The following is a 20,244-nucleotide window of genomic DNA, read 5'->3' as shown; positions in this document are numbered from 1 at the left end:
ATGCCAAAGCGACAACATTTTATTGCAGAAATTTTTCATACTCATAATACTCAGGATAAGATGCGAGCGTTTCTTGACACGATTCACAAATCGTTTTTATATATATATTTCCATTCTCATGAAAATGAATCATTTCTACTACTTCTTGCTCTGTTAGTTGAAATAAAACGTCGCTATATACTTTTTCTGCGTTAATGGAGCCTACATTACCTCCGCAGTGTCTGCAATAATAATACCCTTCCATACTAGCCTCCTAAAAATTCAATTACTACTAGTATGGGTAAAACAAAAGAGAAATATTCCCAATCTCATTTTTAACTATTGAAAGTATTCATGATTTGGAGAAAAGGCTTATTTAGCCACTCTTCACATGCATCCGCTGCTTTTTCAATAGAATGGTTAACATCCGGAATCTCTTCAGATGTAAAGCGTCCTAATACATAATCGACTACCTTCATTCCATTTTTCGGGCGATCGATTCCCATACGGATACGTTGAAATTCTTGTGTTCCTAGGTGCGAAATCGTTGACTTTACACCATTATGTCCACCAGCACTACCTTTCATGCGAAGACGCAATTTACCTACAGGAATGTCCAAATCGTCGTACATAACAACGAAGTCCTCAACATCAATTTTATAATAATCCATGAGTGGACGAATACTTTCCCCAGATAAGTTCATGTATGTTAGCGGCTTTAATAAGATTACCTTTTCTCCATTAACAAACCCTGCACCAAATACACCTTTAAATTTTTGTTCATTCAAAGAAATGTTCCAACGCTTCGCAAGTTCATCAATGGCCATAAATCCAATATTATGCCTTGTTAATTCATATTCTCTACCTGGGTTCCCAAGTCCTACTATCAATTTCATTCTTGTACCACTACTTTCTTTTTTCGATACGAAAAGACGTAACCAATTTTGGTTACGTCTCATTCTATCCAATTAATTGAATAATACACTCACAGATTCTTCTTCGTATACACGAATGATTGCTTCTCCGATTAATGGAGCAACTGAAAGTTCATGTACTTTGTCGATTTTCTTCTCTTCTGGTAATACGATAGAGTTCGTTACAACTAACTCTTTAATATTTGAATTTTGAATACGCTCAATTGCTGGACCAGATAATACTGGGTGTGTACAGCAAGCATATACTTCAGAAGCACCGTTCTCAACAAGAGCGTTTGCTGCTAATGTAATTGTACCAGCTGTATCAATGATGTCATCAATTAAAATCGCTGTTTTACCTTCAATATTACCGATAATGTTCATTACCTCTGATACATTCGGGCGAGGACGACGCTTATCAATAATAGCGATTGGCGCTTTTAGACGATCTGCCATTTTTCTTGCACGAGTTACACCACCATGGTCAGGAGACACGATTACGATATCTTTAAGACCTTTTGTTTCAAAGTAATCTGAAAGAATCGGTACACCCATTAAGTGGTCGATTGGGATATCAAAGAACCCTTGAATTTGTGGAGCATGTAAATCTAGAGTGATTACACGAGTTGCACCTGCTGTTTCAAGCAAGTTTGCTACAAGTTTCGATGTAATTGGTTCACGAGAACGCGCTTTACGGTCTTGACGCGCATAACCATAGTAAGGAATAACAATATTAATTGTTTTCGCAGATGCACGTTTTAATGCATCAATCATAATAAGTAATTCCATGATATGTTCGTTTACTGGGAAGCTTGTAGATTGAATAATGAATACATCGCAACCACGGATACTTTCTTCAATGTTAATTTGAACTTCTCCATCACTAAAACGATCAACAGAACATTTTCCTAGCCCTACTCCAATATGCTTTGCAATCTGCTCAGCAAGTTCCTTATTAGAGTTTAAAGAGAATACTTTCAAATTAGAATTTAGATATTGAGTCGACATCTAGATTAACCCTCCACATTATGATTTTTTCTTATTCAGCAATTGATCAACATAGTCTTCTTTGTTAACTTGACGTGCACGTGCTACCGATAATGCTTTTGATGGAACATTCTCTGTAATTGTAGAGCCTGCTGCCACATAAGCACCATCTTCAACTGTTACTGGAGCAACAAGGTTTGAATTACATCCAATAAATACCCCATTACCAATCACAGTTTTGAATTTATTCTTACCGTCATAGTTCACCGTAATTGAACCACAACCAAGATTCACGTCTTCTCCAACTTGTGCATCCCCGATATAACTCAAGTGTGAAGCTTTACTTCTATTACCAAAGACAGTTTTTTTGATTTCCACGAAGTTTCCAACGCGTACTTCGTCTCCAATAACTGAATCTGGGCGAATATGTGCAAATGGACCAACCGATACTTCTGTACCAAGCTTACTATCATGTACAGTAGATTGTCGAATTGTCGTACGATCTCCAATTTCACTATCGCGAATTACTGTATGCGGTCCAATTTCACAATCAGAGCCAATTACAGTGTTCCCCTCAATAATTGTTCCTGGATGAAGAACTGTATCACTACCGATAACTGCATCAGCAGAAATATAAGTGTTACTTGGATCAATAATTGTAACACCGTTTACCATGTTCTTTCGGTTGATACGGTTTTTCATAATAATTTCCGCTTGCGATAGAGCGACTCTGTCGTTAACACCTAACGTTTCGTCGAACTGCTCTGTTTGATAAGCTGATACGATATGACCTTCATTTTTTAAAATCTCAATAACATCTGGAAGGTAATATTCACCTTGCACGTTATCATTTGAAACTTTAGAAAGTGAAGCAAATAAAGCCTTATTATCAAAACAATACGTACCTGTATTGATTTCTTTAATAGCTAATTCTTTCTCATTTGCATCTTTATGCTCAACAATCTTTTCAACATGACCATTCTCATTACGAACAATACGGCCATATCCAGCAGGCTCTTCTATGTATGCTGTTAGCACCGTCGCCATTGCTCCTGCTTCTTTATGTTGCTGAAGTAATGCTTCCATTGTTTCAGCAGTTATTAGAGGCGTATCACCACAAATAACTAAAGTTGTTCCTTCTTCATTTGCAAGTACACTTGCAGCTTGATCTACAGCATGTGCTGTACCAAGTTGTTCTGCTTGTAATGCAAATTCACTTACGTTCCCTAGCTGTTCTTGTACCATTTCAGCACCATGTCCAACAACCGTTACAAGTTTCTGCAATCCTAATTGAGATACTTGATCGACTACGTGTTGTACCATAGGTTTTCCACATACAGGATGCAGCACTTTGTATAGCTTAGACTTCATACGTGTGCCTTTACCTGCAGCTAGAATCACTGCAAATCTGTTTGACATATAGACCCTCCATCGCAACCTATTTATCCATTAAAGATATTATCCTAAATCATCATATATTTCAAGAAACACATTTTAACTATTAAATTTTACCATAATTCTTATAAGATGTTTTACTCTTTAGTATCTTTTTTAAGAAATAAGCTATACTATTTAAAATGATTTTGAAAAAATTAGTAGTTTCTTCTTTTTATGTTAATAAATTATGCAGTTTCCAAATATAAAGCAAAAAAAAACAAACTCCTGTAAATGCTTACAGGAGTTTGCTACAAAATTATAAGGCTTTTTGTCAAAAGCCCTTTTCATTCGAATTTTACGAAGCACCTGCTTCTTCAAACTCAACCTCTTCTAACTCGCCTAAACGATGATACTCTGTTAAAACCGCATCTTGAATTTTAGAGCGTGTACCAGAATTAATTGGATGTGCAATGTCACGGAACTCTCCATCTGGAGTACGTTTACTTGGCATTGCTACAAATAATCCATTATTACCATCAATTACACGAATATCATGAACAACAAATTCATGGTCTAGAGTAATAGAGGCAATTGCTCTCATGCGGCCTTCTGTGTTTACGCGGCGTAATCTTACGTCAGTCACTTCCATCTTGTGTTCACCACCCTTTTCTAAATAAGCGATATATTTGTATAAATTCCACAAATTTTCTATTTTCCCTTTAATTTTTTAAAAATTTTTAAGATAAAAATTTTTAAAGTAGTTGAATATAGAGATTAGTGGAGGTTATCGCTTACAAAAGGTTACTTAACTAGGGCGATTACTTCAATTTCAACGGAAACATCTTTCGGTAATTTTGCTACTTGCACACAAGATCGAGCTGGTTTATGAGTAGAGAAATAAGAGCTATACACTTCATTCACAGCATTAAAATCATCCATGTCCTTTAAAAATACTGTTGTTTTTACGACTGTATCAAATGAAGCACCTGCTTCCTCTAATACCGCTTGTAAATTTTGAAATACTTGTTCTGTTTGTACTGTTACATCTCCTGTTACAAGCTCCCCATTTGCCGTCAATGGAATTTGTCCTGAGCTATAGAACATGTTATTTACAATAATCCCCTGTGAATAAGGTCCAATTGCTTGTGGTGCCTTGCTTGTTTGAACAACTTTCATACTTTTCACCCTTTTATTATTTATTTTACTCTTTAAAAATAGTGTACGAAAGGCAGTTTGTCCACCTATTTTATAATCTATAAATAAAATAAAAAAAGATAGAGCTATCTGCTCTATCTTTTATTCCGCCTCTACAAGCCCTTCATCAAATGGCGCAAGAGAATAATTCCCTTTTTCCACTTGAATCGTTTTTTCTTTCACATCAACTTCCGATAGACGAATTAATGATACAAAATTATTAATTAGTCGTTCTTCAATATCTGTGGATTCTACTAATACACCAATACCAACAACATTAGCCTTGAACTCTTCTAACATACTCATCATACCTTGAATTGTTCCGCCAGCTTTCATGAAGTCATCAATAATTAAAACATTCGACCCTTCTGGAAGACTGCGTTTTGCTAACGTCATTGTTTGAATTCGTTTAGAAGAACCCGACACATAGTTAATACTAACAGTCGGACCTTCTGTTACCTTATTATCTTTCCTTGCAATTACAACTGGTACATCTAAGTAATTTGCCACTGCATAAGCAAGTGGAATCCCTTTCGTTGCCACCGTCATAACTGCATCAATTGGTTGCCTAGCAAAAACAGAAGCAAACAAACGACCTGCGCCATTAATATGGCGAGGATTACTCAATAAATCTGTCATGTATAAGTAACCGCCAGGCAAAATACGATCTGGGTTTTCAAATAAGCCACAAAGCTCATCAATAATTAGATCTGCCTCTTCTTCACTTATATACGGTATATATTTCACTCCTCCTGCTGCTCCTGGTATCGTTTGCAATGTGCCGACCCCTTGTTGTTCAAACGTTTGCTTAATAATAACTAAATCTTCACTAATGGAAGACTTAGCCGATTGATACCTTTCAGCAAAAAAAGTGAGAGATACTAGCTGACGAGGGTTTTGTAGCAAGTAATAAGTCATATCGACTAACCTTGTACTTCTTCTAATTTTCATACTCTCACCTCAAATCACGAATATTCTAAACAAATCATAACGTATTATACGTCTTTATTCAAGCGTTTCTCGCTCTCCTAATAAACGTACCGCATAGACTTGTTCACAAAATCCTTTTAATCCGTTATAAATGCGATGCATTCGTGAATCATGGTGTACAAGTCCGAATACAGTTGGACCACTTCCACTCATTAATACAGCATCCGCTCCAAATCGCTTCATCTGTGATTTAATACGGGCAACTTCAGGATGCATTCCAAATGTTACATCTTCTAAAACGTTACCAACAGTATCACAAATTCCTTTATAATCACCAGAATTTATGACATCAACCATTTTATCTACATTTGGATGTGTAACTCGATTTAACTTTAAATTTCCATACACATCAGCAGTAGATACACCTATATGTGGTTTCGCTAAAATAACCCAACAAGAAGGCGGAGTCTTTATATGCTCAATTTTCTCTCCTCTTCCAGTGGCAATTGCTGTGCCTCCGTATACACAGAACGATACATCTGATCCAATTTCTGCGCCAAGCTCTGCTAACTCATCAATTGTAAGCCCTAAATTCCATAATTTATTAAGACCACGTAATGTCGCTGCTGCATCACTACTTCCACCTGCTAATCCAGCTGCTACTGGAATCGTTTTTTCAATAGTAATAGATACACCTTTTTTTACATTAAACTTCTCTTTTAATAATTTCGCTGCCTGATAAGCTAAATTTCGTTGGTCGTCTGGGACATACCGATTATGGGATAAAATTTCAATACGGTCTTCTGCTAATTCCGTTAGTTCTAGACGATCTGCTAAATCAATGGTTGTCATAATCATTTTCACTTCATGATATCCGTCTTGTCTTTTTCCCAGTACATCTAACGACAGATTAATCTTTGCTGGTGCTTTCACTAGTAGCTTCAATCTATTCACCCACTCTATGTACTCAATCTTTTATCGTTTATTTTACCATAAATTTATAGTAAGACGATGACACTTCCCTAATTATAACGAAAAGCATTCAGAATGAAACTACTTATGTAAAATGATGGCACCTTTTAGAGTACAAAAAGCCGAGGAATGTCTCCTCGGCTACCGTAGCATAGAAAGTATCTTACAACTACTGGTTTCGTTTCATTAATTGCTGTTCTGCAATTTCTATAGCACGTTTCACCATGTTACCAGCATCTTTCGCACGAATTCCGCCCCATCCTTCTTTCTGAACAACATCATAAAAGCCAAGCTCTTTTGCTAGCTCTTCTTTAAATTGGTTTGACATGACACCTCTTCGTCTACTCAATGCAGAGTCCCTCCTTATTTTGCTACGGTATAGTTAGTATGCAAAATAATATAGCTTTTCATTTATGGGAATATATGTAATGATATACAGATTATAAAATGACCTCATTATGAGGGTCTCCATAAAATGTTAACTCTACTGTCTCTGTTAAAACATCTGCATAACTATAAGATACACGTTGCAACGCATCTTCTTGTTGATCCAATTGTACAACAAAAACGGAACGGTATGTTTCTGCTAGTACACCTGATTGCTCCACAGTTTTTCTTCTTCCACTATTTGCTTTTAACATAAGTCGTTGTCCAAGATGGTGATCTAATTCGCTTTTAATTTCATCTAAACGTTTTGACATATACTTCGCTACACCTCGCTGTAATTTAGATTGAACACTTAAAGCACGATATATCTATCCTAATTATTAACCGCGATTCACAGCTAATATCATCCTGCGTTTGAATAGATAGAAGAAATACTATATTGTAAAAGTCTCATTACGTAGTCTGTACGTTCTTACCTCTTTTTATCCAAATTCATTTAAATCCTTCCATACAAAAAAGCAAGATACATATGTATCCTGCTTACTCTTCGTAATGTTGAAAAGGTAATCCCGTTCGTAAAATCCCTCTCGTTTCAATTCCACCTAGTCCCTTTTCACCAGTAATTGTATTACGTACGACATCCCATACATTGACTCTCTCCATAAATGAAGTAAAACTAATTTTACCAACTACATATACAGGATCTAGTGCATGAATATTAATTCTAGATGGTGAACTAGCGAAATTGGCCCCTGCACGAATTAGTGCCTCAAAATGTGATTGACATGCCCCAGCAAAAATAACAAGTTGATCCAGTGATGGATATTTTTTTCGCACTTCACGAACAGCCTGTACAAAATGCCTTGAATGCCTATATGCCGCTAAATCTCCCTTCACTCCTTTTGATTTTGTATATGCATCATGCCCTGTAATAACGAGAATGTCTGGGCGAAAGTGATCTATTAAGTCTACTACTTTTTCATGCATCTCCGTTTCTTTACAATGAATACCTTGAACAGGAACGCCAATTTTGTTATATAAGTCTAAGCACTTGCGCAAATATAAAGGGTCTCCATCTATATGCAATACACGTCCCGGCATTTGAAAATAATTCACCTCACTTGTGTATCCACCAGTTGAAGTATGTTCATGCCTTTGTTTCATCAGTACATAATCTTGTTGAAACAAACGATACGTGCGCTCCATTGTTTCTTTCTCACGCTTCACCCTTTTTTTATGTTCTCTTTGATCTATACTAATTAAATCTTCAAGTGGCGCATCCGCCACCAGTCTAATTTCCTCTCCAAACAATATAGCTATCTCACCTTTTATTTCTATAATACGAAAAAGAATATCCCTCTTATGAGAATATCGTTCCACTAATTCTCCAACATGTAAAACCATTCTCCTACCTCCAAACTCATTAGGCCATCTTACCTGTTTTTAAAGTATGAATTTAGAGAGAGAAAGGTGACAAAAGGGACAGTTCAAGTTGAACTGTCCCTTTCATATTCTTATGATAATTTATGAAGAACTAATGCATTACTTAATGTTGCAAACTCTTCAATAGATAGCGTTTCGCCTCTTCGCTTTGGATCAATTCCTACTTCTGTTAAAATTCGATCCAATAACTCCTTATCTTTCGGGAAACCATTTAAATTATTTGATAAATTATTCATTAAAGTTTTACGGCGCTGTGCGAAACTTGCTCGTACTACTTCAAAGAAGAACGTTTCATCTGTCACCTCTACAACCGGTTTAGGACGCTTTAGAAGGCGGATAATTGCAGAATCAACGTTTGGCTGTGGTACAAACACTGTGCGCGGTACAGTCATAACTGTTTCAACCTCTGTATAATACTGAATGGCAATCGATAAAGAACCATACTCTTTCGTTCCAGGTTTAGCAGCTAAACGATCTCCAACTTCTTTTTGCATCATAACAACAAATCCACGAACTGGTAACTTTTCTTCAAGCAATTTAAATAAAATTGGCGTTGTAATATAGTATGGTAAGTTAGCTACTACCATTACATCTTGCCCTTCTTCAAATTGCTCATTAAATACTTCATGTACATCTGCTTTTAGTACGTCTTTATTAATAACTGTAACGTTACCATATGGCGCTAACGTCTCATCTAAAATTGGTAATAGTCTTTGATCAATTTCAAAAGCCACTACTTTTTTAGCACGCTTTGCTAATTGCTCTGTTAATGCACCAATACCTGGTCCAATTTCAATTGCACCACTTTCTGAACCAATTTCTGCATGATCGACAATACGATTTAATACATTTGTATCAATTAAAAAGTTTTGTCCTAAACTTTTTTTGAATGAAAATCCATACTTTTCAACAATGTCTTTTGTACGATTTGGCGTTGCGATATCCTTCATCTTTTTTCCTCCTGTATTACTTGCTTATAAGCTTCTGCAAATGATTCCTTTGAAACTTGAAACATCTGTAATCGTTTATGTAACTGTTTTGCATTTGTATAACCAATCTTTAATAGCTTACCCATTCTTTCTCTGCGGCTCTTTGCCATTTCTCCGCCCACTAAGCCTGCATCGACTAAATCACTCCAACTAATTTCACTTGTGTAAGCTTCCATTTCTTCATGTATATTCTCTAGAGCGCGGCGAATCGACTCATTAGAAGCGTGTTCGATTCCAACACCCTTTTTCCTTTTAGCAAGCGCTTCTTCCTTCGGTAAAAAGGCATGCTTACAGCCAGGAACCTTGTCAGAAATAATTTTTCGAATACGCTCTCCAGGATAATCCGGATCTGTGAAAATAATAACTCCCCTTTTTTGCTGCGCTAATTTAACTTGCTCAATAACATGATCACCGATTGCTGAACCGTTCGTTTCAATTGTATCCGCATCAACAGCACGCTTAATCGCAACTGTATCATCTTTACCTTCTACAACGATAATCTCTTTTATTTTCATGCTTGCCTCCACACTCATTTCGTCTCTACTTAGTAAAACAAAAAAATGACGACTTTTCCATTATTATTTTCCCCATTCTTATATTTTAAAAAATAGAATAGAAAAATCTTTGTTCTCTGTCCTTATTGTAACACTTCATCATTCACATTTATTTTCTTCATCACTTCTACTAGTTTTTCTCAAAATAAAAAAGAACAGGTTTCCCCATTCTTTTTTATTCAACACCAAATAAAACTTTTGCATTTTTAGTTGTCATTTCTGCTACTTCCTCATAAGAAATTCCTTTTAAATTCGCAATTTCTTCTGCTACGAGTTTTACATAACTCGGTTCATTTCGTTTCCCTCGAAATGGGTGCGGTGTTAAATACGGACAATCCGTCTCTATTAACAATTTCTCTAATGGAATCTCCGTAGCAACCTCTTTCGGCTTCTTAGCGTTTTTAAATGTAACTGGTCCACCTAACGAAATTAAAAAGTTCATATCAACACATCGCTCTGCTACCTCTACGCTGCCGCTAAAGCAATGCATAATGCCTCCTACTTCAGCTGCATTCTCTTCTTCTAGAATATCAACAATATCTTGAGTTGCATCGCGGTTATGTATAATAATCGGCAATTTTACTTTTTTCGCTAATGCAATTTGTTTACGGAATACTTCTTTCTGTATTTCTTTTGGAGACTTATCCCAGTGATAATCTAAGCCCATTTCTCCAAGTGCAACGACTTTAGGATGAGAAGCAAGTTCTTCTAACCAAGCTAAATGTTCTTCTGTCATGTCGATTGCATCAACTGGGTGCCACCCAACCGCAGCGTAAATAAAATCATAGGCTTCAGCTAATTCCATCGCCTTTTTTATCGTTACTTCATCAAAACCAACAACAACTGTATAAGTAACTCCCGCTTCTTTCATTCGGGCAATAACCTCTTGCAAATCTCCTTCGAATTGCTCTGCATTCAAATGTGAATGTGTATCAAACAACATAATACATAACTCCTTTTATATTGAAATCAAGTTTATTCTACAAAAATAAGTTCTTTAATGACTTAACGATAACAATACTACAATCTTAATGCAAAAATAGAGAGTGTAAAAAGAAAAAAGACGCTTCACACATGTTACACGTGAAACATCTCATTTCTTGTCTTAATTACTTGATTTTTGTACCATTTGGTAGATTTTGGTCAATTGATGCTAATGACAATACGCCATTCTCTTCACCCGCTAAAATCATACCTTGCGATAATTCACCGCGTAATTTTACAGGTTTTAAGTTTGTTACACAAATAACCTTTTTACCTTTTAAGTCTTCCGGCGAATAGAATTTTGCAATTCCAGAAACAACTTGACGCTTTTCTGTACCTAAGTCTAGTTGAATTTTTAACAGCTTGTCTGCTTTTTTCACAGGTTCAGCAGATAGTACTTCAGCTACGCGTAATTCTACTTTAAAGAAATCATCAATTGTAATTTCTTCTGCCTTCGGTTCTTCTTCTTTTTTCTCTTCTACTTTAGGAGCAGAGCTTTTCATTTGTTCTTTAATGTACTCTACTTCCACTTCCATTTCTAAACGAGGGAAAATTGGGTTTCCTTTTTCTACTTTTGTTCCAGCTGGAATGCAGCCAATTGTAGAGAGACTTTCCCAAGATTTATGAGCTTCATCAGTAAGGCCAAGCTGAGCAAACATCTTGCTTGGTGCTACTGTTAAGAATGGCATAAGCATAATACCTGTTTGACGAAGTACTTCTGCTAAATGAGCCATTACAGAGGCTAACTTTTCACGATCATTCTCATCTTTTGCTAATACCCATGGTTGTGTTTCATCAATATATTTATTCGTACGACTAACTAGTTGCCAAATAGATCCTAACGCTACAGAGAACTCCATATTCTCCATTGCTTCTTCTACTTTTTTCAAAGTATCTTGTGCAAACGCTACTAACGTTTCATCAAATTCCGTCACATTTGCTTTAAATGCAGGGATTTCTCCGTTAAAGTACTTATCAATCATAGCTACTGTACGATTTAATAAATTACCTAAGTCATTTGCTAAGTCGAAATTAATACGCTCCACAAATCCTTCTGGTGTAAATACGCCATCAGATCCAAATGGAACTTCACGAAGTAGGTAATAACGTAATGCATCTAATCCGTAACGATCGATTAATGTAACTGGATCTACTACGTTTCCTTTTGACTTACTCATCTTTCCATCCTTCATTAAAATCCAGCCATGAGCAAAGACTTTCTTCGGAAGAGGTAAATCTAATGCCATTAAAATTATCGGCCAATAAATTGTATGGAAACGAACAATTTCTTTCCCAACTAAATGCACATCTGCAGGCCAGAATTTTTTATATTTCTCTTCATTTGCTGTTCCATAACCTAACGCCGTAATATAGTTAGATAATGCGTCAACCCATACATAAATAACGTGTTTTGGGTTACCAGGAACACGAACTCCCCAGTCAAATGAAGTACGAGAAACTGCTAAATCTTCTAATCCTGGTTTAATAAAATTATTAATCATTTCATTTTTACGAGACTCCGGCTGAATGAAATGTGGATTATCTTCATAGAACTTTAATAGTCTGTCGACATATTTACCCATTCTAAAGAAATAAGATTCTTCACGAACAAGTTCTACATCATGACCACTATCTGGGCTTTTTCCTCCAACTACTTTGTCGCCTTCCATAATTGGATCTACTAATTGATGCTCTGTATAGAACGTCTCATCTTGTACAGAATACCAACCTTCATATTCATCAAGATAAATGTCACCTTGATCTACTAATTGTTTAAAGATTTTTTCGACAACATCTTTATGACGATCTTCAGTTGTACGAATAAAATCATCATAAGAAATATCCATCTTCTCCCAAAGCTCTTTAATTCCTGCAACAATGTTATCAACATATGCCTGTGGCGTAATATTTAACTCTTCTGCTTTCTTTTGGATCTTCTGTCCATGCTCATCAGTTCCTGTTAAATAATGCACATTATAACCTTGCATACGCTTATATCGTGCCATCGCATCTCCTGCTACTGTCGTATAAGCATGTCCAATGTGTAATTTTCCACTTGGATAATAAATTGGGGTAGTAATATAAAAGGACTTATTTTCCTCTGTCATTGTTTTGGACCTCCCGAATAACCTCATATGTATTTATAAACAGTATATCAAAAACTCATATATAAAGTGAAACTTTAATCAGTAGGGTTTTTGTTCCTCCCCACTAATTATTAGCCCACGTTAATTGGGCTTTTACGAGCAGCCCAAATCTAACTTATCTTCTTTACGCCAACCTAATTTTCAATTTAGGTCTTAATGCTCGATATCTTTATCATCTATTGCTCATATTTCAAAAAAATATACAATATCCACTTTGAATTTATTATTTTTTCAGAAAATAATGTAAATAATTGTGGAATTTCCTCTCAATCTATTATATATAAGAAATAAGAAATCTATAAATCTTTTTAAAAAATATAGAATTTAAGAATTGACGGAAATGTAAATGATTGGTATCATATGTCCATAGGGTATTTTGTCGAAAAATGACGAATCTAAAAATAGACTCGAAACTTATAAACTATTTATTTAGGAGGAAAAAAATTATGAAATCTACTGGTATTGTTCGTAAAGTTGATGAATTAGGTCGTGTAGTAATTCCAATCGAATTACGTCGTACTTTAGGTATTGCAGAAAAGGACGCTCTTGAAATCTATGTTGATGACGAAAAAATCATCTTAAAGAAATATAAACCAAACATGACTTGCCAAGTAACTGGTGAAGTATCTGACGGTAACCTTTCTTTAGCTGAAGGTAAAATCATCTTAAGCAAAGAAGGCGCTGAGCAAATCTTAAACGAACTTCAAGATTATATCGAAACAGCAAAATAAGCTTCTCAATTATGAGAAGCTTATTTTTTATCGACATGATAGATTTGATATACATCTCTTTTCGACAAATCTCGATCTTTAGCGACTGTTTTAATCGCTTCTTTTGAATTCATACTTTTTTCATTTATATAATATTCAATATGATCATATACCGAAAGAGATTCCCACCATTGTTCTTCTGGAGCAGGTTCTTCTGTTGAACCAGCTACTAAAATACAAAATTCACCACGTACTTCATTTTGCTTCGTCCACTCAATTGCTTCTTCGATTGTTCCTCGAATAAATTCCTCAAATTTTTTCGTTAACTCTCGACATAATACAATCTCTCTATTTCCCAACACTTCCTGCATCGAAATTAAAGTATCATCTAAACGATGAGGTGCTTCATAAAACATCATTGTAGTTTGTACATAACGAAGCTTTTCTAACTCCATCTTCCGTTCCTTTTTGTTTCTCTGCAAGAAACCATAGAAATAAAACTGCTTTGTTTCAAGACCGGATGCAATTAATGCTGTAAGGGCTGCATTTGCTCCAGGAAGCGGAATTACATGATATTGCTCAGCTACTGCCTCAACGACAATATCGTAACCTGGATCAGAAATACACGGCATACCAGCGTCACTAACAAGTGCTACATTCTTTCCATCCTCTAATTTCTCTAATAGTTTCTTCCCACTTACTTCTTTATTGTGCTCATGATAACTCGTGACAGGTGTTTCAATTTCAAAATAATTACAAAGTTTTTTCGTTTGTCTCGTATCTTCAGCAGCAATTAAATCAACTTCTTTTAAAATTCGGATTGCACGAAATGTCATATCTTCTAGATTTCCAATAGGAGTTGGTACTAAATATAAAACTCCCTTTTCATTTTGTTGAAAGCTTTTTTGTTGCCACATAGCGTTCTCCTTTTTGCATATATGCCTCTTTTTGTTTTCTCGTTAATTGCTTAAAGTAATACTCCGCTTGCATAGCTGTACGCTTATCATCGTGGGTCTCTACATATTTTAAAACGACAGGAAGCCTGACGCGTGTATACTTAGCCCCTTTGCCGCTATTATGAGTCTGAATTCTCTTTTCTATATGGTTTGTATATCCAGCATAATAACTTCCATCAGAGCACTCTACCACATAAAAAAAGTGCTTATTCTTCTCCATATAAAATTGAACGTAGCTCCTTTGTATATTCGTTATTGTTCTCATATACAACGAGAGGCGGTAAAATTTTCAAATCTGCATTTCCATCCTTAATTCCTTCAATTAACAATGTATTTGCTTCTTTTCCAACCTTAGGATAAACAAATTGCACACGCTTTGGTTCAATTTTATATTTACGCATTAATGTGACAATGTCTAGTAATCGCCCTGGACGATGTACAAACGCTACTTTCCCACCTTGTTTTACTAACTGACTACTTGCAGATACAACATCTTCTAATGTACACATAATTTCATGACGAGCTATCGCTAAATGTTCATTCATATTTTTCTCTGAAGTTTGAGGTGTTTGAAAATATGGTGGATTACATGTAACAACATCATATTGATGACGCCCAAGTTTCTCTGGCATATCTTTCAAATCTCCATGTATGAGGTGAATTCTTTCTTCCAACCCATTGTATTGAACACTTCTTACTCCCATATCATATAAGCGTTCTTGAATTTCCACACCAGTAATATTTCCTTTTGTTCTTGTACTTAATAGAAGGGGAACAACTGCGTTACCTGTACACAAATCAAGTAAATTCCCCTTTTGAATTGGTACCCATGCAAAATCTGCAAGTAAAACGGCATCTAAAGAAAAATTAAATACTGATGGGCTTTGTATAATCTTCATGTCTTGTGCTAATAAGTAATCTAAACGTTCATCTTCATATAAATTCATATACTGCTCCTTTTCTTACCCTTAACCTACCCTATTTCATGTATAAAAAATTACCTTTCCAATTATAATTGGAAAGGTAATTTCACTTTTTATTTAAGAATGAAAGACAGAACAAACAATCTCCCTCTTTACGTACACTTCCATAATGTAGATTGCAAATATGAAAACCTTCTTGATATAGTCTCGCTAAATTGTCATAGCCTTCACCAATATCTGTTTTCGGCTTCACTTCTTTACGTTTTTGAGTTTTTTGTTTTTCTTTATTCTGCACTTCTTCAAAACGGTGTCGCAAATTGTTATTTTCCATTTTTATATGTTGGTTTTCTTCCAACAACTCTGCAAGATGCTGTTTTAACTCTCCCAACTGTTTATATAAATGTCCAATTTGCTCTTCCATACTAGAAACCGATTCAAAAATATCTTTTTTCTCCACAAGCACCCACCTCATTAATCTGTGGTTTGACTCGAAACGACCCCTTTATTCACTAACTCATCTAACGTATATTCTACTATCCGTTCCTTGTCTACTAGTTCCACTTGAATTAATCTTTCTAAAATATTTAATCCGATAACACGGCCAGTACCATGCGGGGTTTGTATACGTTGATCTAAATCAGGAAGTTGTTCCTTTGCTGCCTCATATTCATCATTCTCATATTTTAAGCAACACATTAAGCGACCACATAAACCAGAGATTTTTGCAGGATTTAATGATAAATTTTGATCCTTTGCCATTTTAATGGATACAGGTTCAAAATCCCCTAAAAAAGTAGAACAACAAAGCATACGACCACATGGACCAATACCACCTAGCATCTTCGCTTCATCACGAACACCAATTTGTCTTAGTTCAATTCTTGTTCTAAAAATTGCGGCTAAGTCCTTCACTAGTTCGCGGAAATCGATCCGACCATCCGCAGTAAAATAGAAAATAATCTTATTACGATCGAATGTATACTCTACATCTACAAGTTTCATATCAAGATTATGCTCTACTACCTTTTGTTGACAAACTTGATATGCTTCTTTGGCAGCATGTTTGTTCTCTTCAACAATGGTACGATCATTTTCATTTGCAATACGAATAACCTTTTTTAGCGGTAATACAACGTCGTTTTCATCAACTTGTTTTTTGGTAATAACTACTTTTCCGTATTCAATACCTCTTACCGTTTCTACAATGACAAACTCATTTTCAGAGATATCGAACTGGTTTGGATCAAAGTAATATACCTTTCCGGCCTTCTTAAAGCGAACACCTACTACATCATACAAAACGGTCATCCCTCCTGCAACCGCAACACTAACTGTTCGAACACAAGCTGCGCATTTACATTAGCGTTGATTCTATTTTTTGCCTCTAATATATTAAAGAGAGCTGATACAATGCGCTTCTGAGCATAGGAAAACGATTCAAACATCTCTTTCTGCTCATGAAAAACAAGACGATCTTCTTCTCCAAGTTGAACATATAATAAATCCTTATAAATAAGGAGTAACATATCTAAACCTTGCTGTAATTGTTCTTTCTCTCCAAAGTGTTTTCCCCATTTTTCTTGTACAAAAAAAATAGAGGTTTTATCTTTTTCGAGCGCTTCACATAATTTTATCACTAAAGCTCGTGCTTGTGCAAACCATTCATCACTACATAAAGCTAAAGCTTCATCAAAACTATTTGTAAGTTGAGCAGCAAGTGTCGATAAAGATGCTGTAATCCCTTCATCCTGTAATCTTCTAATTAAAGATTCCGTAGGTAACGGTCTAAACGTAACAACTTGGCAGCGAGATAAAATCGTATTTAAAATTTGATGACTTTGTTCAGTAAGTAAAATAGCAGTTGTATCACTACTTGGTTCTTCTAAAAATTTCAAAAGTGTATTTGCCGCATTTGCTGTCATACGATCTGCGTGCTCAATAATATATATTTTTTTATTTGCCTCTAATCCTGTTTTGGAAAACTCTTCTTGTAAATCATGAATTTGCTGCTTCTTAATAGATAATCCGTCTGGTTTTACAATATGTAAGTTAGGGTGGTTACCTGAATCAATTCGCTTACAGTTTGTACATACATGGCAGGGCTCTACTCCATTCCGCTCAGAACAGAGGAAACTCTTTGCCATTTGAATTGCTGTCGCAAACTTTCCTGTCCCTTTCCCTCCCTCTAACAAGTAAGCGTGGGATATACGCTCTTTTGCAATGCTATTCATCAACATTTTTACACCGATGGGTTGTATAGCAGAAAGCTGCTCCCACGTCTTCGTCATAATGCATACCTCACTTATTTCATTCTTTCCTTCTATTATAACAATTTATCTTCTATAATCTGAACAACTTCTTCTATAAGTTTTTCCATCGGTTGATCAGCATTTACCAATACAATACGATCCGAGAAACGTTCTACAACTTGTAAATACCCTTCGCGCACACGTTTATGGAAAGAGATATCTTCCATATCTAGTCGATTTACTTCACGTCCTGCATCTTTTTCAATCCGAGCCAAACCAACCTCAGGCTCAATGTCTAGATAAATTGTTAAACTAGGCATACAGTCCTCTGTTGCGAAACGATTTATTTCAAATACCTTATCCATACCCAATCCTCTTGCATAGCCTTGGTATGCTAAAGAGCTATCTATAAAACGATCACATAACACGAGGTAGTTCTCATTAAGTGCTGGCATAACTTTTTCTACTAAATGTTGTCTGCGCGCAGCAGCATAAAGAAGCGCTTCTGTACGTGCTTCCATCATCGTATATTCTTGTTTATGTAAAATCGTCCTAATGTCCTCAGAAATTGCAATACCGCCTGGTTCCCTTGTCGCCATTACCTTTTGTGCTTTTTGTTCAAAATATGGCAATAAGCTTTTAATTAACGTTGTTTTACCTGAACCTTCTGGGCCCTCAATTGTTACAAATAATCCCTTCATCCTAAAACCTACTTTCTATATCATACACTTTCATATATTTCGTATTACCTTGAAAACGAGCTCCTGCTCTTTCTAAATACATAATTTGCTCTTTATGCTCTGAAGTAATTCTCTCTCCATACATAATTAATGGAATTCCAGGTGGATACGGAATCACCATTTCCGCCGCTATCATTCCAACAGCATCTTCTATAGATACTATCTTTGTTTCATATCCGTCTAGTTGTTTATACGTATACGGTAAAAGAGAGAATTCACCATTATAAGTATAACGAATAGATTCCCTCTTGTCTTTCACCTCATAATGTTGCAATGCTACTCGGATCATCTCTATAACCTTCATATATCCCTCATTTACTTGTAAGGGTAAAATAAATAGGACATTGTACGGATCAGCCATCTCTGTATATATACCGACCTTTTCAAATACAGACTGTAATTCGTACCCTGATAACTGACAACGAGTTTGTACGGTGACCTTTAACTCATCTTGCAACGGATATTCTAAAATGGCGATTTGGGGAATAGAACGTAATTGTTCCTTAAATCTTCGTAAAAACTCAACAATTTCACTGTGACCTTCTTCTTTTATACGCGCCATTGTAAAGCGTGCTATATCCAAGGAAGCCATAATTGGATACGATGGACTACTAGATTGTAGCATACTTAAATAAGTAGTAACCTTATCTTCGTCTACTAAATGACTATTTATATGTAAATAGGAACCCATTGTCATTGCGGGTAATGTTTTATGTGCAGAATGAACTACAATATCTGCACCATATGTTAATGCTGACTTCGGAAATGGTTCTCCCAAACATAGATGTGCCCCATGTGCCTCATCTACCAAAACAGGGATTTTATGTGCATGTGCAAAAGCGATGCTTGCCTCTAAATCCATCCCCATACCATAATAATTAGGATGCGTTAAAATAAGTGCTTTCGCATTTGGATACTTTCTAATTGCGTTCTTAATAATTTCATTACGAACTCCCACTGGTACGTTGTAAGCTTCATCAATCCATGGATCTAAAAAAATGGGATTTGCTCCCGCAAGTTTTAAACCATTAATAATTGATTTATGACAATTTCTTTGTACAAGAACAATATCATGTTCCCCGCAACAAGACAAAATCATTGCTAAGTTCCCGACTGTTGAACCATTAATTAAAAAATAACTTCTCTTTGTATTATAAACTTCAGCCAATAATTGTTGTGCCTCATCTATACATTCAAACGGACTATGCAAATCATCTAGTCCTGCTAATTCAGTTACATCAATAGATAGAATACCTTTAAACTCTCTTATTGCCTCCTGAGGGAAGTTTAAACCATTCTTATGACCAGGAACATGAAAGGATAACGGCCCTCTTTCTTTAAACTCTATTAACGCCTCATATAAAGGCATACGATTTTGATTCATCTACATCTCTTCCTTATTATTCATTCTCTATCTATTATACAGAACAAAAAAAATAATAGGCATATGCCTATTTAAAAATATGATACTTCTAATTTTCGAAGCTGCTTTAAATAATATATATATTTCGGATCATCTGTCTCTGTATTCACCATATCCTTTTCACATTCATGGCATATTAAATTATTATAAACATATATACCTTCTTTTCTTTTTGTCTCACAAACAATACAAACTTCACTTTGTAATGTCATAATCTTCCCTCCCTATTTAAGTGAACCTATTTTATACTTCTAATCCTTAACAATTTACAGAAAAATATACACCCATCTTTTATATAATATGATTAACTCTTGGGCAACGTGTTTGTATTTCCATTACTTCTTTCCCATTCTTTTTAACAATACAAAAAAACACAAGTCAAATGA

The 20,244-nt window shown here is 35.5% G+C and carries 25 protein-coding genes; 1 reads left to right on the top strand and 24 read right to left on the bottom strand.

Annotated features, from left to right (window positions below; genetic code table 11):
- Positions 1-19: 19 nt before the first annotated feature.
- From DN404_RS23360 to metG, 15 genes are all read right to left on the bottom strand, one after another.
- The gene (locus DN404_RS23360) at positions 20-244 is read right to left on the bottom strand and encodes an anti-sigma-F factor Fin family protein (protein ID WP_000399438.1); all 225 of its coding nucleotides are present in this window, start codon (positions 242-244) and stop codon (positions 20-22) included.
- 70 nt (positions 245-314) lie between these two features.
- On the bottom strand, positions 315-875 hold the full coding sequence (gene pth, locus DN404_RS23355) for an aminoacyl-tRNA hydrolase (protein ID WP_000767702.1): 561 nt from the start codon (positions 873-875) through the stop codon (positions 315-317).
- Positions 876-947: 72 nt separating this feature from the next.
- Positions 948-1,901 (bottom strand): ribose-phosphate diphosphokinase, encoded by a 954-nt coding sequence (locus tag DN404_RS23350; RefSeq protein ID WP_000107420.1) that lies wholly within the window; start codon positions 1,899-1,901, stop codon positions 948-950.
- Between the two features lie 18 nt (positions 1,902-1,919).
- The gene (gene glmU / locus DN404_RS23345) at positions 1,920-3,299 is read right to left on the bottom strand and encodes a bifunctional UDP-N-acetylglucosamine diphosphorylase/glucosamine-1-phosphate N-acetyltransferase GlmU (protein WP_000071041.1); all 1,380 of its coding nucleotides are present in this window, start codon (positions 3,297-3,299) and stop codon (positions 1,920-1,922) included.
- A 313-nt stretch (positions 3,300-3,612) separates the two neighbouring features.
- Positions 3,613-3,906: a septation regulator SpoVG gene (gene spoVG / locus DN404_RS23340; RefSeq protein ID WP_000454041.1), complete on the bottom strand. Its 294-nt coding sequence runs from the start codon at positions 3,904-3,906 to the stop codon at positions 3,613-3,615.
- Positions 3,907-4,058: 152 nt separating this feature from the next.
- Positions 4,059-4,433 (bottom strand): RidA family protein, encoded by a 375-nt coding sequence (locus DN404_RS23335; RefSeq protein WP_000869815.1) that lies wholly within the window; start codon positions 4,431-4,433, stop codon positions 4,059-4,061.
- A 120-nt stretch (positions 4,434-4,553) separates the two neighbouring features.
- Complete coding sequence (gene purR, locus DN404_RS23330) at positions 4,554-5,402, bottom strand: pur operon repressor (RefSeq protein WP_000702466.1); 849 nt, start codon at positions 5,400-5,402, stop codon at positions 4,554-4,556.
- A 54-nt stretch (positions 5,403-5,456) separates the two neighbouring features.
- A complete protein-coding gene (ispE, locus tag DN404_RS23325; protein WP_000772104.1) occupies positions 5,457-6,326 on the bottom strand; it encodes a 4-(cytidine 5'-diphospho)-2-C-methyl-D-erythritol kinase in 870 nt (289 codons plus the stop codon).
- Positions 6,327-6,522: 196 nt separating this feature from the next.
- Entirely contained in the window at positions 6,523-6,702 is a 180-nt protein-coding gene (gene sspF / locus DN404_RS23320; RefSeq protein WP_002094215.1) for an acid-soluble spore protein SspF, read from the bottom strand.
- A 91-nt stretch (positions 6,703-6,793) separates the two neighbouring features.
- Positions 6,794-7,054: a biofilm formation stimulator Veg gene (gene veg / locus DN404_RS23315; protein ID WP_000044347.1), complete on the bottom strand. Its 261-nt coding sequence runs from the start codon at positions 7,052-7,054 to the stop codon at positions 6,794-6,796.
- A gap of 226 nt (positions 7,055-7,280) precedes the next feature.
- Complete coding sequence (gene yabG, locus DN404_RS23310) at positions 7,281-8,144, bottom strand: sporulation peptidase YabG (protein ID WP_000242868.1); 864 nt, start codon at positions 8,142-8,144, stop codon at positions 7,281-7,283.
- Positions 8,145-8,254: 110 nt separating this feature from the next.
- Positions 8,255-9,133 carry a 16S rRNA (adenine(1518)-N(6)/adenine(1519)-N(6))-dimethyltransferase RsmA gene (rsmA, locus tag DN404_RS23305; RefSeq protein ID WP_000651548.1) on the bottom strand — a complete coding sequence of 293 codons (879 nt, stop codon included), beginning with the start codon at positions 9,131-9,133 and terminating at the stop codon, positions 8,255-8,257.
- On the bottom strand, positions 9,130-9,687 hold the full coding sequence (gene rnmV, locus DN404_RS23300) for a ribonuclease M5 (RefSeq protein WP_000692836.1): 558 nt from the start codon (positions 9,685-9,687) through the stop codon (positions 9,130-9,132). Before rnmV ends, rsmA begins: the two co-directional genes overlap by 4 nt.
- 214 nt (positions 9,688-9,901) lie before the next feature.
- The gene (locus DN404_RS23295) at positions 9,902-10,669 is read right to left on the bottom strand and encodes a TatD family hydrolase (protein WP_000895851.1); all 768 of its coding nucleotides are present in this window, start codon (positions 10,667-10,669) and stop codon (positions 9,902-9,904) included.
- 166 nt (positions 10,670-10,835) lie between these two features.
- A complete protein-coding gene (metG, locus tag DN404_RS23290) occupies positions 10,836-12,818 on the bottom strand; it encodes a methionine--tRNA ligase (RefSeq protein WP_000134132.1) in 1,983 nt (660 codons plus the stop codon).
- A gap of 485 nt (positions 12,819-13,303) precedes the next feature.
- Here metG and DN404_RS23285 point away from each other — a divergent pair, with 485 nt between their 5' ends.
- Positions 13,304-13,588, top strand: coding sequence for an AbrB/MazE/SpoVT family DNA-binding domain-containing protein (locus DN404_RS23285; RefSeq protein ID WP_000843036.1), 285 nt, complete (start codon positions 13,304-13,306; stop codon positions 13,586-13,588).
- A gap of 20 nt (positions 13,589-13,608) precedes the next feature.
- Here the strand turns inward: DN404_RS23285 and rsmI are convergent, their stop codons facing one another.
- The 9 genes from rsmI to DN404_RS23240 form a co-directional block, all read right to left on the bottom strand.
- Positions 13,609-14,484, bottom strand: coding sequence for a 16S rRNA (cytidine(1402)-2'-O)-methyltransferase (gene rsmI / locus DN404_RS23280; protein WP_000267821.1), 876 nt, complete (start codon positions 14,482-14,484; stop codon positions 13,609-13,611).
- On the bottom strand, positions 14,453-14,743 hold the full coding sequence (locus DN404_RS23275) for a GIY-YIG nuclease family protein (protein WP_000414350.1): 291 nt from the start codon (positions 14,741-14,743) through the stop codon (positions 14,453-14,455). The genes rsmI and DN404_RS23275 overlap by 32 nt, the downstream gene beginning before the upstream one ends.
- On the bottom strand, positions 14,730-15,470 hold the full coding sequence (locus DN404_RS23270; RefSeq protein ID WP_001055366.1) for a tRNA1(Val) (adenine(37)-N6)-methyltransferase: 741 nt from the start codon (positions 15,468-15,470) through the stop codon (positions 14,730-14,732). Before DN404_RS23270 ends, DN404_RS23275 begins: the two co-directional genes overlap by 14 nt.
- A gap of 82 nt (positions 15,471-15,552) precedes the next feature.
- The gene (gene yabA / locus DN404_RS23265) at positions 15,553-15,903 is read right to left on the bottom strand and encodes a DNA replication initiation control protein YabA (protein ID WP_000412063.1); all 351 of its coding nucleotides are present in this window, start codon (positions 15,901-15,903) and stop codon (positions 15,553-15,555) included.
- A gap of 14 nt (positions 15,904-15,917) precedes the next feature.
- Entirely contained in the window at positions 15,918-16,745 is an 828-nt protein-coding gene (locus DN404_RS23260) for a PSP1 domain-containing protein (protein ID WP_000272429.1), read from the bottom strand.
- 5 nt (positions 16,746-16,750) lie between these two features.
- Positions 16,751-17,734, bottom strand: coding sequence for a DNA polymerase III subunit delta' (gene holB, locus DN404_RS23255; RefSeq protein ID WP_000169561.1), 984 nt, complete (start codon positions 17,732-17,734; stop codon positions 16,751-16,753).
- Between the two features lie 35 nt (positions 17,735-17,769).
- Positions 17,770-18,396: a dTMP kinase gene (tmk, locus tag DN404_RS23250; RefSeq protein WP_000677218.1), complete on the bottom strand. Its 627-nt coding sequence runs from the start codon at positions 18,394-18,396 to the stop codon at positions 17,770-17,772.
- 1 nt (position 18,397) lies between these two features.
- A complete protein-coding gene (locus DN404_RS23245; RefSeq protein ID WP_006920522.1) occupies positions 18,398-19,819 on the bottom strand; it encodes an aminotransferase class I/II-fold pyridoxal phosphate-dependent enzyme in 1,422 nt (473 codons plus the stop codon).
- Between the two features lie 71 nt (positions 19,820-19,890).
- Positions 19,891-20,070, bottom strand: a complete 180-nt coding sequence (locus DN404_RS23240) for a sigma factor G inhibitor Gin (RefSeq protein WP_000175076.1) — start codon at positions 20,068-20,070, stop codon at positions 19,891-19,893.
- Positions 20,071-20,244: the final 174 nt, after the last annotated feature.

The organism is Bacillus sp. TE8-1 (assembly GCF_008368855.1).
Taxonomy (GTDB): Bacteria; Bacillota; Bacilli; order Bacillales; family Bacillaceae_G; genus Bacillus_A; species Bacillus_A cereus.
Note: the sequence above shows the minus strand (reverse complement) of the source record. Positions and strands in the feature narration are given on the sequence as shown.